The organism is Oleidesulfovibrio alaskensis DSM 16109 (genome assembly GCF_000482745.1).
GTDB classification, from domain to species: Bacteria; Desulfobacterota; Desulfovibrionia; order Desulfovibrionales; family Desulfovibrionaceae; genus Oleidesulfovibrio; species Oleidesulfovibrio alaskensis.
Genome location: NZ_KI519494.1, coordinates 651,336 through 666,697, shown reverse-complemented (window position 1 = coordinate 666,697; position 15,362 = coordinate 651,336). Strand labels below are relative to the sequence as shown.

Genomic DNA, 15,362 nt, shown 5'->3' with positions numbered 1-15,362 from the left:
GCACAGGGTAGATTGCTTCGGCCCGGGCCGCAAGAAAAAGGCAGCCGCGCCGCAGTTGCAGGCTGTTAAAACAAAGCGGGCCGGAAAACCGGCCCGCCAGACAGCTGAGCAGCGATGCGCTACTGCGCGCCAAGCTGACGCACCAGTTCATCCACCAGTGCCGGAATGGTATAATCTTCCGGCTGGATGGAACAGGTGAAACCGTAGCGTTCCAGAGTCTTACGGGTTACCGGTCCTATGCAGGCCATATGCACATGTTCGTACCGGCGCATGGCTTCCGGTTCAACCAGTGAAAAGAAATTGTCCACAGTGGAAGAACTGCCGAAGGTGATGCAGTCAATGCGGCCCTCTTCCAGCATTTCAAGCACGTGACTGCGGTTGGCGTCGCCCGGCACGGTTTCGTATACCGGCAGCACATCCACACGCGCACCGGCACGGGCAAGCTCTTCCGGCAGCACTTCGCGAGCCACACGCGCACGGGGCAGCAGCACCCTGCTGCCGTCCATTCCGCGCTCTATCATTCCCTTGACCACGCCTTCGGCCACATATTTTTCAGGAATAAAATCAGGCTCTATCCCTTTTTCACGCAGCACGTCCGCCGTTGCCGGTCCGATGGCAGCCACTTTCACACCGCCCAGCGCTCTGCTGTCCAGCCCCAGCAGGCCCATTTGCTGCCAGAAATGTTTCACGCCGTTCACAGAAGTGAAAACAAGCCAGTCATATTCGGCAAGCCTGCGAATGGCGTCATGCACGGGAGCATAATCTTCCAGCGGGCGGATGAGAATGGTGGGAAACTGAATGACCTCCGCTCCCAGCTGCGTCAGGCTGGCTGCCAGTCCGCTGGCCTGTTCGCGGGCGCGGGTAACCACAATGCCCCTGCCCAGCAGCGGCAGCTGCTCAAACCAGTTCAGCCGGTCGCGCAGTTTGACCACATGCCCCACAACAATAAGGCTGGGAGAAGAAAATCCCGCTTTTTTGCCTTCTTCCGGCAGGGTGGCAATGGTGGCTGCCAGACTGCGGTGGCGCGATGTGGTACCCCAGCGCACAAGCGCCGCAGGCGTATCGGGGTCCATGCCGGCCTCAATGAGCTTGCGCGAAATTTCGGGCAGATTTTTCATGCCCATAAAGAACACCAGCGTGCTGGCACTGGAGGCCAGCGCCTTCCAGTTATGAGCCGATTCGGGCTTAGAAGGATCTTCGTGGCCGGTTATGAATGAAACGGAGGAGGAATAGCTGCGGTGCGTCAGCGGAATACCGGCGTATGCGGGGCCTGCCACAGCCGAAGTGACTCCCGGCACAACCTCGAAGTTCACGCCGGCGTCAAGCAGTTCTTCCGCTTCTTCGCCACCCCGTCCGAACACATAGGGATCGCCGCCCTTGAGACGCGCCACCACCTTGCCTTCTCTGGCCTTCTCAACAATCAACCTGTTGATGCCTTCCTGAGACAGGGTATGGTCGCCGCCTTTTTTGCCCACATAGATGATTTCCGCGCCGGGGGCCGCGTAATTCAGAAAAGCGTCGTTGGCCAGATAGTCGTACACAATGACATCGGCGCGCTTCAAAATATCACGGCCCTTGATGGTCAGCAGTCCGGGGTCGCCGGGACCGGCACCGATCAGGTAAACTTTCATCCTTCCTCCGTATGGGCCGGAGCGCTCCGGCGTCTATAAAATGCTCTGTGCGGCGTATGCCCCGCGCGGTGCTTGCGTCCGGAACGGTCTGTCCGACCTGACCGGCGGCCCTGCGGCGCAGCCGCACCACAGGGCCGGAACCATGCCTGACGCCATTGACTGACGGCAGAAAACGTTCCGGCGGAGCACAGAAACGGACACATCATGCGGGCCGCGGCCCGTAAAAAAAAGCGGGGCGCCGAGGCGGTGCGGTACCGGCGCGGCGCACCCGCAGCATAATCACATAAGCTGCCCTGTTTTAGGGCTAATCCATGGCATCCGCAAGGCGCTTGCGCAGACTTTCAAGCTTTTCCTGCGTTTCGGCCAGTTCCTGCGAGCGGGCACGCTCCTTGGCAACAATGTCGGCAGGGGCGCGGCTCACAAAGCTTTCATTGGCCAGCTTTGCCTCCAGCTTTTCCTTTTCCTTGCCCACCTTGCCAAGCTCCTTGTCCAGCCGCGCCAGTTCGGCTTCAAAGTCCACCAGTCCGGCAAGCGGAACAATGACTTCATTGCCTTCAACCACGGCGGAAGCCGAAGCTCTCGGGCCCGCAGCATCGGCGCCCATGGTCAGCCCTTCAAGGCGTGCAAGCACGCTTATGACCTCACGGCTGGCTTCCAGTTCTTCCAGCGCCGCATCAGAAACCGTGCGCACCAGCGCGTTCAGGCGTGTGGTGGGCGCGATATTCAGTTCCGCCTTGATGGTGCGGATGGCGGAAATGACCCCCTGCACCAGCGCCATGCGCTTTTCCGCATCAGGTGAAACGCATGCGGGGCGGGTCTCGGGGTAGCTTGCGCAGGCAATGTCGGTACCGGCCACACCGGGCAGCACGTTCCAGATTTCCGCAGTGACAAAAGGCATGACAGGATGCATGAGCACCAGCACTTCCTTAAGCACTGTCCACAGAACAAACTGTGCACGGGCACGGCGTTCACCGCCGGCCTGCATGTCCGGCTTGGAAAGCTCAAGGTACCAGTCGCACAGCTCGTTCCAGAAGAACTTGTACAGCGTCTGCGCAGCCTCGTTGAACCGGTAACCGGTAAACGCGCTGTCCACAGAACTTTTAACTTCTTCAAGACGGTGCAGAATCCAGCGGTGATGCAGCTCTTGCACTGCGGCAAGGTCGCAGGGCGCGGGCTGTTCTTCCGGCAGGTTCATCAAAGCAAACCGTGCGGCATTCCAGATTTTGTTGATAAAATGTCTGTAGCCTTCGATGCGGGCTTCCGACAGTTTTATATCGCGCCCCATGGCGGCAAACGCGGTCAGGGTGAACCGCAGGCTGTCTGTGCCGTACTTGTCTATCATTTCCACGGGGTCAATGACGTTGCCCGTGGATTTGGACATTTTCTTGCCGTGTTCGTCGCGCACCAGCGCGTGGATGTACACATGGTGGAACGGAATCTCGTCCATGAACTGCAGACCCATCATCATCATGCGGGCCACCCAGAAAAACAGGATGTCAAAACCGGTCACCAGCACGGAGGTGGGATAAAACTGCTTCAGTTCTTCGGTACTGTCAGGCCAGCCCAGCGTGCTGAAAGGCCACAGCGCCGAAGAGAACCACGTATCCAGCACGTCTTCGTCCTGTGTCAGTCTGGTGCTGCCGCATTTGCAGGCCTGCGGCGCATCCATGGCGACAATAAGCTCGCCGCAGTCTTCGCAGGTCCACGCGGGAATGCGGTGCCCCCACCATATCTGGCGGGATATGCACCAGTCGCGGATGTTATCGAGCCAGTTATAGTACGTTTTTTCCCAGTTTTCGGGATAAATCTGAGTCTGGGCAGGCACCGCGGCGCGGGCGCGGGGGGCCAGTTTAGTCATGGCCACAAACCACTGGGTGGAAACATACGGTTCCACCACGGTCTTGCAGCGGTAGCAGTGGCCCACATTGTGTTCGTGCGGCTCTATGCGGTCGAGGAAGCCTTTTTCCTCCAGCATGACAAGAATCTTCTTGCGCGCGGCGGCACAGTCCAGCCCGGCGAAGTCGGGACCGGCATCTTCGCTCAGCACACCGTCGTCGGTAAGGATGTTCAGCACCTCAAGCCCGTGCTTGCGGCCCAATTCCCAGTCATTGTGGTCATGGGCGGGGGTTACCTTGAGGCAGCCTGTCCCGAATTCACGGTCGACATATTTATCGCCGATGATTATCAGCTTGCGGCCCACCAGAGGCAGTATGGCGTATTTGCCGATAAGATGGCTGAACCGTTCATCCTCGGGATGCACGGCAATGGCGGTATCGGCAAGCATGGTCTCCGGGCGGGTGGTGGCTATGGTCAGATGACCGGAACCGTCTTCCAGAGGATACCTGACATAGTGCAGGGCACCCTTTTCGGCGGAATGATCCACTTCGTCGTCGGCCAGCGCGGTATGGCAGCGCGGACACCAGTTGATGATATAGTTGCCTTTGTAGATCAGGCCGTCTTCGTACAGTTTGACAAAAACCTGTCTGACAGCGCGCGAGAGCCCTTCATCCATGGTGAAGCGTTCACGCGTCCAGTCCACGGAGGCACCCATCTTGCGTATCTGGCTCAGAATGCGGTTGCCGTATTCTTCACGCCACTGCCACACGCGTTCGATAAATTTTTCGCGTCCCAGGTCGTGACGTCCCTTGCCTTCTCTGGCAAGCTGCCGTTCCACAACGTTCTGGGTGGCTATGCCCGCGTGGTCGGTACCGGGCACCCACAGCACCTTGCGCCCTTTCTGGCGGTGAAAACGGCACAGAATGTCCTGCAGGGTAAGGTTGAGCGCGTGCCCCATGTGCAGTGCGCCGGTGACGTTTGGCGGAGGAATGACAATGGAATACGGTTCACCCGGGGCATCGGGGTCCGGCGTGAACGTCTTGTTATCCTCCCAGTGGGTCCGCCACCGGTTTTCTATATCCTGCGGCTCGTAGCCTTTGGGTAGCGCGTTTTCGGCCATTTTGAAAAACTCCGGAACTATACTATTGGTATGTGGTACGCACCCGCAAAGGGATGCGTGAGCCTTTTGCAATTACCGGCGGGGATTGGTAAGATACCCGAATATACAGACAAACCGTATGGCTGCGCCTGACGGCAGCCAAGTGGTCAACTCTTAATGAGCGGAAGAACGATGTCAAGCATCTATATATTGTGGGACGCCTCGCATATCTGGGGGCTGCTGGCGTGGCGCACTGCGCAGTCCCTCGACCTGCCCTACCGGCTTGTCAGGGGGGAAGAAATAGCGCAGGGACTGCTTTCTGGCAAGCCGCCCGCACTGCTGCTGGTTCCCGGCGGCAACGCCCGCATGAAATCCGTGGCGCTGGGAGCCGCCGGAATGCAGGCCATCCGCGACTATGTCCGCGGCGGCGGGGCTTATGTAGGGTTCTGCGGCGGGGCCGGTCTGGGGCTTTCCGGCAGCGAGGGGCTGGGGCTGTGCCCGTGGGGGCGTGCCCGCTTTACCGACAGAATGCAGCATTTTGTCAGCGGCCATGTGCATGCCCGCGTGGCGCGGGGCCATGACCTTGTTCCCGCAGACCTGTGCACGGATGCCTGCGCCGAGCCGCCGGTGCCCATCTGGTGGCCGGGCAGATTTGCGCCGGAAAAAACCGGCGACGTGGAAGTACTGGCCACATACACCACTCCCTGCGACGATTTCTGGGTGGCGGACCTGCCGCTGGATACGCTGCCCCCCGGCACGTTTTCAGAGTGGGAATCACTGTACGACATCCGGCTGCGGCCCACTTTTCTGGAAGATCAGCCCTGCATACTTTCCGGACGGTACGGCAAAGGCCGCTATGTGCTCAGCTACACACATCTGGAAACGCCTGATTCACCCACGGCAAACCGCTGGCTGCTGCACATCATCCGCACGCTGGGGGGCATAGAACCGCCTCTGCAGCGCGTTCCCGCATGGGATCTGGAAAACCAGCAGGCCGCATGGCTCGACCCCGACCTGCTGCATGCCCGCGGCATCTTCGACGACATTGTCACCATAGGACGCAACCACTGTCTGTTTTTCAAACGCAACGCATGGCTTATAGGCTGGCGTGCGGGCATACCCGGCGCAAACCTCAACAACCTGTATGCCGCTGTGGTCACAGCAGTATCCAACCCGCCCACCGCCGAATGCACTGCATACTGGCAGGAACAGCGGCAGCCGTTCATGCGCAAGCTGGCCCTGTTCCACGAAGGAGTGAAAGGATACCTGCTGGCAGAACGACTTGCCATGACGCTTTCCAAAACATTTCCGGAAACCGTGTCGCGTGAATCGCTGCGCAACCAGCGCGCAGCGCTGTTCGGGCCTCCCATGGACAGCGGCGGATTGTATCAGGAACTGCTCGATACACTGGACGAACTGCTGTACCGGCAGCTGCCCCACGGCCTGTAGACAGCGGAAAACACGCCGCGGTGCCGCACCGCGGCTGCAGCCATGGACACCAGACACCCGCGCATCATTTCGGCATCGCGCCGCACCGACCTGCCCGCATTCCATACCGCATGGTTCATCGAAAGCCTGCGGCAGGGGCGGTGTCAGGTGCCCGACCCGTTCAATCCCGCCCGGCAGCGTACCATTTCGCTGCTGCCGCAGGACGTGGACGGCATCGTGTTCTGGACGCGCAACGCAGCCCCGCTTGCACCGTGGCTGCATGAAGTGGATGCACGCCAGATTCCCTATTATTTTTTATGGACCATCACCGGATATCCCCGCGCTCTGGAAGCCCGCACGCCGGATATGCAGCAGGCGGTCGACAGTTTCCGTTCGCTGGCTGTGCGGCTGGGTCCGGCAAGAATGATATGGCGGTACGACCCTGTCATCATTACCGACATAACTCCGGCACAATGGCACGAAGAAAATTTCGCCCGGCTGTGCGCTGCCCTGAAAGGCTGCACACAGCGATGCATAACCAGTTTTGTGGAACCATACGTCAAAACCCGCAGGGCGCTGGCCGCGCTGGCCCGCAGCGGAGTGCACACGCACCTGCCCGGTGAACACGCCAAAGCCGCCATGGCGGCCGCACTGCACAGCATAGCGGCAAATCATAACATCACGCTGCAAACCTGCTGCACACCGGTCACCGGCATACATGCATCACTGCCGCTGGCAGCACCCTGCGTGGATGCAGCCCTGCTGCAGCGCATCGGCGGCAACGCGACCGGCGCATCCGCCACTGACAAAAACCAGAGAGAGCATTGTCTGTGCGCCCCCAGTACAGACATAGGCAGGTACGGCACCTGCCGGTTCGGATGCGTATACTGCTATGCCCGCCGCTGAAAAACACCGCCACCGGTTGCCCCGACGGCATATTTACCCTATACAATATTCAAAGCTGCCTTTTCACACCATCCGAGGAGAATCGCCATGAAAAAACTGCTGGCCCTTGTGGCCGTACTGGGCGTTATCATTGCAGGTCTTGTGGTCACACTGGTGTTGTCCATCAATCCCATTATTGAAAAAGCCGTAAACACATTCGGCCCCAAACTGACACAGGCCAAGGTTTCGCTGTCCGGTGCCGATGTGTCGTTCATGTCCGGAGAAGGCTCGCTCAAAGGATTTGTGCTGGGCAACCCCTCAGGATTCCAGAGCGATCACGCCATGAAAGTGGACAGCGTACTGGTAAAAATCAACAAGGACACGCTGACCAGCAACACCATCGTCATCAACCTTGTGGAAATAGTTAATCCTGACATCATCTACGAAAAATCAGGCAGGACGGACAACTTCACCGCGCTGCTGAACAACGTTAAAAAGGCCGTAGCCTCCGGCAGCGGACAGACTCCGGCACAGGAACAGCCTGCCGAATCCGGCAGCCAGCGCAAAGTGATCATCGATAAATTCGTCGTGCGCGGCGGTCAGGTAAGTCTGGCACTGACAGAACTGGGCGGCAAAGGTATTACCGTTCCCCTGCCCGTCATCAGTCTGCAGGATATCGGCCGTGAAAAGCAGGGCACCAGCCCCGCACAGGCTCTTGAACAGATATTCAACGCGCTGAACGATGCCGTGGGCAAGGCTGCCACCAGCGGCATGCGCGAGGCAGCCAAAAGCATTACGGAAGGACTGGGCAAGGGCGCAGAAACGCTTAAGGAGCAAACCGGCACCGCCGGTGATGCAGTAAAAGAGCAGACCGACAAAGTCGGTAACGCGGTGAAGGGACTGTTTAACTGACCGCCCTTTGCGCCCCTGCTTGCCCGCTTATAAAAGGCGGCCTGATTTCAGGCCGCCTTTTTCATGCTTCATGGCGTAAAATTCAGGATGCGGCACCGGCGCCCGCTTCCAGCAGTGCCTCCACGAAAGGCATGTGCATGGCCGTGCTGCGCTCTTCCGCGCGGCGTTCGTGCAGACTGGCGCGACGCATCAAGGCGTCCACTATCATGTTGGGGCTGTTGCACTCGCGCAGATATTCCGCCACGTCATTTTTAGATGAAAAAACCACAGCACCGTACATCCGGCTTCTGCGGGGGTAGTTCAGATGAAAGGTTGAAGCCAGAATGTATTTGCCCACGGCAGAACGGTACAGTTTCAATTCCCACCAGTTGGGCGCAACGCCCATCCATTCGCGGTCATCAACGGTCACAAGCTCTTCACCGGTAAAAACGAGGTCATCCTTGCCGTTACGTTTAATCTTGATTTCGTTCATGATGAAACCCCCTCGGGAAAGTTGGTACAGAAATCATAATGGTAAAAACGGCATCGCACTGTGCGCCGCCCTGGGCGGTACTTGGAGTCCTACTTTCATTGTATTGTTTTTTTAGTTCATAACGGGCAATTATTTTTTACTTTGCCATGACATTTTTCCGGCACTCCGGCTTCGGGCGGCGTTTTTGACTTTTCAAGACTCCCTGTCGCGGCTATGGTGCGCGCCATGGCAACAATTGGTGAATTTACGCTACACGCGACGGACGGCAAGGCGCGTACCGGTGTGCTGCAGACAGCGCACGGACCGGTGCGCACGCCCATCTTTATGCCGGTTGGCACGGTGGGCAGTGTGAAAGGCGTGGCTCCGGACGATCTGGATGCCATCGGCGCTGAAATAATTCTCGGCAACACATACCACCTGTATCTGCGCCCCGGTGACGAGCTGGTGGCGCGGCGCGGCGGGCTGCACGAATTCAACGCATGGCGCAAGCCCATACTTACCGACAGCGGCGGCTTTCAGGTTTTCAGCCTCAGCGGTCTGCGGCGTATTTCCGAAGAAGGCGTGGAGTTCCGCTCGCATCTGGACGGCTCCAAGCATCTTTTCACGCCGGAAAAAGTCGTTTCCATCCAGCGCAATCTCAACTCCGACATCATGATGGTGCTTGACGAGTGCGTGCCCTACGGCGCGGACAAAGACTACACAGCCCGCTCGCTGAAAATGACCACCCGCTGGGCGCAGCGCTGCCGCGATGCTTATCCCGCGGGCAGCGGCGGCAACCTGATGTTCGGCATCACGCAGGGCGGCTTTTTTAAAGACCTGCGCGAGGAATCCATAGGCGAGCTGACCCGCATCGACTTTGACGGTTTTGCACTGGGCGGGCTGTCGGTGGGAGAAAGCAAAACGGAAATGATGGATATTCTCTATCATACCGCCCCCATGCTGCCCGCGCACAAACCGCGCTATCTCATGGGTGTGGGCACCCCGCTGGACATCATCAACGGCATCAACGCGGGCATAGACATGTTCGACTGTGTGCTGCCCACCCGCAATGCCCGCAACGGCACGCTGTATACATCGGCCGGTAAAATAAACATCAAACGACGCGAGTTTGCAGAAGACGACGGACCGCTTGACCCCAACTGTTCGTGCTACACCTGCCGCACGTTCAGCAGGGCGTACCTGCGCCATCTCTTCCATGCGCAGGAAATCCTGTCATACAGACTCAACTCCATTCACAACCTGACGTACTTTCTCGACCTTGTACGCGGTGCGCGTGAAGCCATCGCACAGGGAACCTTTGCGGAATACAAGAGCCGCTATGATGCCATCTACCCGCAGGAAGCCGCGCTCTGCCCGTAAACCCGCCGCAGCGGACGCGTCGGGCATCTGTGCCTGATGACTCTGCCAGCTCATACAGTGAAAGGCCGCACGGCATACCCCGTGCGGCCTTTTTCATTCCCCTGCACTTCCGCGCTCTTCTCCCCGCAGCCGCAATACCGTATGCTGCCGGAGGTCTGCGCGCCGCACCGGCTTAAACAGCGCTTCTGCATCATGCGGTACACAGGTGCAGCCGCTGTTTCCGCACACCGCAGCCATACATTGCCCGCAGCGGCGCGACAGTATACCATCGCGCAGACTGTTCACCCGCTTCAACAATTCATGCCCACAGGTTGCAGCCATGCCAGACTCCGCCGATGACAAACGCCGCAAACACTCATCCCGCTCCAACGCTGTACAGAAAATTCCGTCTGCCGCCGCGGCTTCTTCAGCCGGACGGGCGGTCTCTTCCGCCCCGCGGCAAAAGCAGGGCACGCGCCCTGCCGCCGACGGCAACACATCGGGCGCGGGCGGCAGGGTCCGCCACATATCCCGCCGGCAGCGCACTCTGCACGCTGTAAAAACGTTCCTTGCCGTCGCGGGCGCAGCCGCCATACTGCTGTGCGTGCTGGGCGCGGGCGGGCTGCTGTGGATTGCCGGCAATGCCACAACAGATTATCCCCCCCGCAAAGCCGATGTCATGGTTGTGCTGGGCGGCGGACTGCACCGCGCCATGTTTGCGGCCGACCTGTACAACAGGGGCTATGCGCCGGTCGTGTATGTTTCGCGCACGCGTCCCCGCCGCGAAGCCGGAGTAATGAAGCAGCACGGTTACCGGGTGCCGGACGAGCCGGAAATGTATGTCCGCATTCTGACGGACAAGGGCGTGCCCATGCGCGATATCCGCATGTACGGCTATGATCTTATCAGTACCGTGGGCGAGGCAGAAGCGCTGGCCGGTATACTGGGTGACCGGAAACTTACCGTTCTGGTGGTGACGGCACCGGTCCATGCCCCTCGTGCGGGCATGGTCTTCCGCCATGCCCTGCCCCGCTGCAGCATCCTGACCGCCGGCAGTCCGTATGATCCCTTTCCGCAGCGCTGGTGGAACGATCAGGACGCGGCACGCAATCTGCTGCTGGAAGGCATCAAAACCCTTTTCTACCTTGCGGGCGGAGCATTCCGTACCGGCGGTCTGCAGTAGCCTGCGCCACCGCCGTTACAGCACCGGTGCGGGCACGGCACTGGTCATTTGCACCGGGGGCATTATATTACGGCCATGGACGCAGTGTCTTCTGTTTCCGGCAGTACGGCGCACCGTGACTAGACCGCACTGCCGTCCCGCCCTGCGCGGGGATGATTTTTGCATGCACCAGTGACACAGGCAGAATAATCCGGTTAATGCTTTTCACGCACAGCGAAGACGCCAAAGGGAGTGCCCGATGACAGCACAGCGCCCCAACCGGTTGATCAACGAGTCCAGCCCCTATCTGCTGCAACACGCCCGCAATCCCGTGGACTGGCATCCCTGGGGTGAAGAAGCTTTTGCGCTGGCCCGCAGCGAAGATAAACCCGTATTTCTTTCCATCGGCTATTCCACATGCCACTGGTGTCATGTGATGGCGCACGAATCCTTTGAGGATGAAGCCGTAGCCGCTCTGCTTAACGAAGCTTTCATCAACGTCAAGGTCGACCGCGAAGACCGTCCCGACATAGACAGCATATATATGGCAGCCTGTCAGATGCTTACCGGCTCCGGCGGGTGGCCCCTGACCATTGTCATGACGCCGGACGGCAGGCCGTTTTTTGCCGCCACCTACATTCCGCGCCTTTCCCGCGGCGGACGCACCGGCATGCTTGAGCTGGTGCCGCGCATCCGCGACATATGGCGCAAACAACGCGCCGATGTCACCGCATCGGCAGACTCTGTGGCGGAACACATGCGACGGCATGCAGAAGGACTGCTGCGCCCTTCCGGCGGCGGGGCGCCTGACGACACCACCGTGCGGCAGGCAGTGGATACCCTATGCCAGAGATATGACGCCCGCCACGGCGGGTTCGGGTCCGCGCCCAAATTTCCTGCGCCGCATTCGCTGCTACTGCTGCTGCGCCACGCGCACCGCACACAGGATGCCGCCCGGCGCGCACAGCTGACCGGCATGGTTTCCCATACACTCGAAGCCATGCGGCTCGGGGGTATTTTTGACCATGCGGGCTATGGCTTTCATCGCTACAGCACCGACAAGGAATGGCTGCTGCCGCATTTTGAAAAAATGCTCTACGATCAGGCCATGCATGTGCTGGCCTATACCCGCGGCTGGCAGCTGACGGGCAGACCTCTGTTCAGGCGCACCGCAGAAGAAATAATGATGTATGTGATGCGCGACCTGACCTCGCCTCAGGGAGCCTTTTACGCCGCGGAAGATGCCGACAGCGACGCGCCCCCTCATTTTGCCGCCATGGGGCTGCCGCACAGAGGCGAAGGTTTTTTCTACCTTTTCACGCTGCAGGAAATCCGCGGACTGCTTTCCCGGGAAGACGCGCTGCTGGCGGAAAAGATATGGAACCTGCAGGAAGAAGGTAATTACCACGACGAGTCCACCGGCCGGAAAACCGGCCTGAATATTCTGCATCTTCCGGCGCCGCTTTCCGCTCTTGCCGGTCAGCTGGGAATGGAGAAACATACCCTGACCCAGCTGGTGGACGAAATCCGCGCCACGCTGATACAGGCCCGCAGCCGCCGTCCGCGCCCGCATCTGGATGACAAGGTGCTGACCGACTGGAACGGACTGATGATAACAGCCATGGCCACGGCGGGTATGGCGTTTGATGCACCGCATTACACCGAATGCGCCGCCCGTGCCGCCGATTTCATTCTGTCAGCCATGCGCGACAGCAACGGCAGGCTGCTGCACCGCTGGCGCAACGGCAAGGCATCGGTAACTGCCTGTCTGGATGATTACGCATTCTTCATTGCCGGTCTGACGGCACTGTACGAAGCCACACACGAAGTCCGCTGGCTGCGCGAAGCCGCGGCGCTGCAGCAGGTGCAGGATACCCTGCACAGAGACGGGACAAGCGGCGTTTACTACCTGACCGCGGCGGATGCCCCCGACCTGCTGATGCGACCGGTGGAAGCGTATGACGCCGCCTGCCCTTCGGGCAACTCCGTCACGCTGCTCAATCTGGCACGGCTGGCACGGCTGACGGGCAATCAGGAACATGAACACAGTGCCCGCCGTCTGCTGGAAGGGCTTTCCACACAGGTCCGCCACATGCCCGGAGGCTACACCATGCTGCTGTGCGGAGTGGATTTTCTTTCCGGCGGCGGACGCACCGTGGTGGTAAGCGGCGAGCAGGACTCTCCCGACACGGAAGCACTGCTGACCACGGTGGCTTCGGCATACAGTCCGGATACATGCCTGCTGCTGCGCACGCCCATGAATGCCGGACAACTGGCTCAGGCAGCGCCCTTCACCCGGCATCTTACACACAAGGGACGCACGGCGTGTGCCTATGTGTGCGAAAATTACACCTGTTCGCAGCCTGTGACAGACCCGCGCGAACTGCTGGAACATATCGTGAAGCCCGCAGGCGGCAGTCTGGACTGAGGGCGCATGCCGCACACCTGCCGTTGTGTGCCGGATGCCTGCATGCGCCGCACAACGGCAGCGCCGTACCGGTACACAAAATGTCCACTGCAGCGGCTGCATAGTGCGCATGCGCACAGCCCTCTGTGCAGCCGCCGCAGATGCCCACGCCACTTCCTGCCCCGTTCAATCTTTATAAAAACAGCATATTATGCAAAAAATGCGTTTTCCTCTTGCCTTCTTTTTTCCGGTTGAGTAAACAGACTGTCCCTGTATTGGATTCGGATGACGACAGCAGGAGAGATTTCCGCCGTTCCACACCCCCGGACGGAAACGCCGAAGAAGTAAATCTTTCAGGCAAAAGGACTGCTGTTTGACGAGCCTCTGGAGAGACTCCCCCTGTGGGAGCACCGAAGGAGCAAGCCGGTCGTAGATCTCCTCCACGACCGGTGAAACTCTCAGGTAAAAGGACAGAGGGCCCTTTATGACGCAGTGCACCCTCACGGCCGTGCGTCAGGGACCACTTAGCCTTCATTGCGCTTTGCGCAACGCGCAGCGCCGCTTCCTCTTCAAGTAGACTCGAAGTCCGTCTCTACCTGGGAATTTAACAATTTCAAGGAAATAGAGATGACTGACCTTACTGTTCTACTGCAATCTATCAATGCATTCGTGTGGGGGCCGCCACTGCTGGCCCTGCTGGTCGGCACCGGCATCTACCTTACCCTCAGACTGGGCATCATGCAGATACGGCGCCTGCCCATGGCGCTTTCGCTGGTCTTCAGCCGCGACAAGGGACACCAGAACGAGGGGGATGTTTCCCCTTTTGCCGCACTGTGCACCGCTCTGTCGGCCACCATCGGCACGGGCAACATCGTGGGCGTGGCAACGGCCATTGCGGCCGGCGGTCCCGGTGCGCTTTTCTGGATGTGGATAGCCGCCTTTTTCGGCATGGCCACAAAATACTCAGAATGCCTGCTGGCGGTTAAGTACCGCGTAAAAGACGCCAACGGACAGATGACCGGCGGACCCATGGTCTATCTTGAGCGGGGGCTGGGCAGCCGCCTGCTGGCACGCATGTTTGCGCTGTTCGGCATTCTGGTGGCCTTTTTCGGCATCGGCACCTTTGCTCAGGTCAACGCCATCAAAGACGCCGCACAGCTGACTTTCGGCATTCCCTCATGGGGCACCGCGGCCGTGCTTACCACGCTGGTCACCATGGTCACACTGGGCGGCATCCGTTCCATAGCCAGAGTGGCCGAGCGTGTTGTCCCCTTCATGGCTGCGTTCTATCTGGGTGCCTCGCTCATCGTGCTCATGCTCAACCTCGGTCAGGTGCCCGCCGCCGTCTCACTCATCGTCGAATCGGCATTCAATCCTTCGGCGGCATTCGGCGGAGCAGCAGGCATGTCTGTGCTCATGGTCATGCGCAGCGGCATCGCGCGCGGCGTGTTTTCCAATGAATCGGGTCTCGGTTCCGCTCCCATCGCCGCGGCGGCAGCCCGCACGGACTCCTGCGTCCGGCAGGGACTTATCGCCATGACAGGCACCTTCTTCGATACCATTGTCATATGCTCCATGACCGGCATTGTACTGGTGATGACCGGCGTATGGAATGACGGTGCTCTGGCCGGAGCGGCCATGACCAACACGGCTTTTGCTCTGGGCATGGGCGGCATGGGACCGCAGGTTGTTACCGTGGGGCTCATGTTCTTTGCGTTCACCACCATTCTCGGCTGGAACTACTACGGTGAGCGCTGCACAACCTATCTGTTCGGAGTCAAAGGCATTCTGCCATACCGGCTGATATACATCGGACTGGTGGCCATCGGCGCCTTTGTCCATCTGGACCTCATCTGGCTGCTTGCCGACATCGTCAACGGCCTGATGGCTGTGCCCAACCTCATCGGTCTGCTCGGTCTTTCCGGTGTTGTTGTGGCAGAAACACGCGCCTACTTCGCAGCCCGCGAGGCAGAGCGTACCGCTGAAGCGGATTCGGCCGCGCTCCCGCAGGAGCGTTAGGCCTTCTCCATAGAAAGTGTGTGGTTGGTGAAAGGCCGGACATCGGGTCCGGCCTTTCCGCGTTTTACAAAGCCGGAACATCCGGCAGACGGTGACGGCCGCTGCCGCGCCGCCGCGGCAGCGTACCTGCCGGAAAAAACAAGTACCGCGGCCGTGTACACAGGCACACGCAC

Annotated in this window: 10 protein-coding genes and 2 riboswitches; of the genes, 7 read left to right on the top strand and 3 right to left on the bottom strand. The window is 59.6% G+C overall.

The window, feature by feature from the left end:
- Nucleotides 1-119: 119 nt before the first annotated feature.
- Together cobA and H586_RS0115125 are read right to left on the bottom strand one after the other, a co-directional pair.
- A complete protein-coding gene (cobA, locus tag H586_RS0115135; RefSeq protein WP_027182462.1) occupies nt 120-1,631 on the bottom strand; it encodes a uroporphyrinogen-III C-methyltransferase in 1,512 nt (503 codons plus the stop codon).
- A 304-nt stretch (nt 1,632-1,935) separates the two neighbouring features.
- Complete coding sequence (locus H586_RS0115125) at nt 1,936-4,587, bottom strand: valine--tRNA ligase (protein WP_027182461.1); 2,652 nt, start codon at nt 4,585-4,587, stop codon at nt 1,936-1,938.
- Nucleotides 4,588-4,758: 171 nt separating this feature from the next.
- Between H586_RS0115125 and H586_RS0115120 the strand changes: the two genes are divergently transcribed.
- The 3 genes from H586_RS0115120 to H586_RS0115110 all read left to right on the top strand — a co-directional run bounded on the left by H586_RS0115120 (nt 4,759) and on the right by H586_RS0115110 (nt 7,791).
- Nucleotides 4,759-6,015, top strand: a complete 1,257-nt coding sequence (locus H586_RS0115120; RefSeq protein WP_011368639.1) for a BPL-N domain-containing protein — start codon at nt 4,759-4,761, stop codon at nt 6,013-6,015.
- 42 nt (nt 6,016-6,057) lie between these two features.
- On the top strand, nt 6,058-6,900 hold the full coding sequence (locus tag H586_RS19510) for a DUF1848 domain-containing protein (protein ID WP_051364053.1): 843 nt from the start codon (nt 6,058-6,060) through the stop codon (nt 6,898-6,900).
- Between the two features lie 87 nt (nt 6,901-6,987).
- Nucleotides 6,988-7,791 carry an AsmA family protein gene (locus tag H586_RS0115110; RefSeq protein ID WP_011368641.1) on the top strand — a complete coding sequence of 268 codons (804 nt, stop codon included), beginning with the start codon at nt 6,988-6,990 and terminating at the stop codon, nt 7,789-7,791.
- An 82-nt stretch (nt 7,792-7,873) separates the two neighbouring features.
- Here H586_RS0115110 and H586_RS19505 read toward each other — a convergent pair whose 3' ends face one another.
- Nucleotides 7,874-8,263: a hypothetical protein gene (locus H586_RS19505; RefSeq protein ID WP_011368642.1), complete on the bottom strand. Its 390-nt coding sequence runs from the start codon at nt 8,261-8,263 to the stop codon at nt 7,874-7,876.
- Between the two features lie 225 nt (nt 8,264-8,488).
- Here H586_RS19505 and tgt point away from each other — a divergent pair, with 225 nt between their 5' ends.
- From tgt to H586_RS0115080, 4 genes are all read left to right on the top strand, one after another.
- The gene (tgt, locus tag H586_RS0115100) at nt 8,489-9,622 is read left to right on the top strand and encodes a tRNA guanosine(34) transglycosylase Tgt (RefSeq protein ID WP_027182460.1); all 1,134 of its coding nucleotides are present in this window, start codon (nt 8,489-8,491) and stop codon (nt 9,620-9,622) included.
- Between the two features lie 319 nt (nt 9,623-9,941).
- On the top strand, nt 9,942-10,784 hold the full coding sequence (locus H586_RS20265; protein ID WP_051364052.1) for a YdcF family protein: 843 nt from the start codon (nt 9,942-9,944) through the stop codon (nt 10,782-10,784).
- 238 nt (nt 10,785-11,022) lie between these two features.
- Nucleotides 11,023-13,191: a thioredoxin domain-containing protein gene (locus H586_RS0115085; RefSeq protein ID WP_027182458.1), complete on the top strand. Its 2,169-nt coding sequence runs from the start codon at nt 11,023-11,025 to the stop codon at nt 13,189-13,191.
- A 264-nt stretch (nt 13,192-13,455) separates the two neighbouring features.
- Nucleotides 13,456-13,549: riboswitch (glycine riboswitch) on the top strand.
- A gap of 2 nt (nt 13,550-13,551) precedes the next feature.
- Nucleotides 13,552-13,647: riboswitch (glycine riboswitch) on the top strand.
- A gap of 150 nt (nt 13,648-13,797) precedes the next feature.
- Nucleotides 13,798-15,189, top strand: a complete 1,392-nt coding sequence (locus H586_RS0115080) for an alanine/glycine:cation symporter family protein (RefSeq protein WP_011368648.1) — start codon at nt 13,798-13,800, stop codon at nt 15,187-15,189.
- The last annotated feature ends 173 nt before the right edge of the window (nt 15,190-15,362 follow it).

Bases quoted from the DNA above. Each gene is read 5' to 3' on its own strand.
- cobA (WP_027182462.1), bottom strand. From the start codon at position 1,631: ATGAAAGTTTACCTGATCGGTGCCGGTCCCGGCGACCCCGGACTGCTG.
- H586_RS0115125 (WP_027182461.1), bottom strand. From the start codon at position 4,587: ATGGCCGAAAACGCGCTACCCAAAGGCTACGAGCCGCAGGATATAGAA.
- H586_RS0115120 (WP_011368639.1), top strand. From the start codon at position 4,759: ATGTCAAGCATCTATATATTGTGGGACGCCTCGCATATCTGGGGGCTG.
- H586_RS19510 (WP_051364053.1), top strand. From the start codon at position 6,058: ATGGACACCAGACACCCGCGCATCATTTCGGCATCGCGCCGCACCGAC.
- H586_RS0115110 (WP_011368641.1), top strand. From the start codon at position 6,988: ATGAAAAAACTGCTGGCCCTTGTGGCCGTACTGGGCGTTATCATTGCA.
- H586_RS19505 (WP_011368642.1), bottom strand. From the start codon at position 8,263: ATGAACGAAATCAAGATTAAACGTAACGGCAAGGATGACCTCGTTTTT.
- tgt (WP_027182460.1), top strand. From the start codon at position 8,489: ATGGCAACAATTGGTGAATTTACGCTACACGCGACGGACGGCAAGGCG.
- H586_RS20265 (WP_051364052.1), top strand. From the start codon at position 9,942: ATGCCAGACTCCGCCGATGACAAACGCCGCAAACACTCATCCCGCTCC.
- H586_RS0115085 (WP_027182458.1), top strand. From the start codon at position 11,023: ATGACAGCACAGCGCCCCAACCGGTTGATCAACGAGTCCAGCCCCTAT.
- H586_RS0115080 (WP_011368648.1), top strand. From the start codon at position 13,798: ATGACTGACCTTACTGTTCTACTGCAATCTATCAATGCATTCGTGTGG.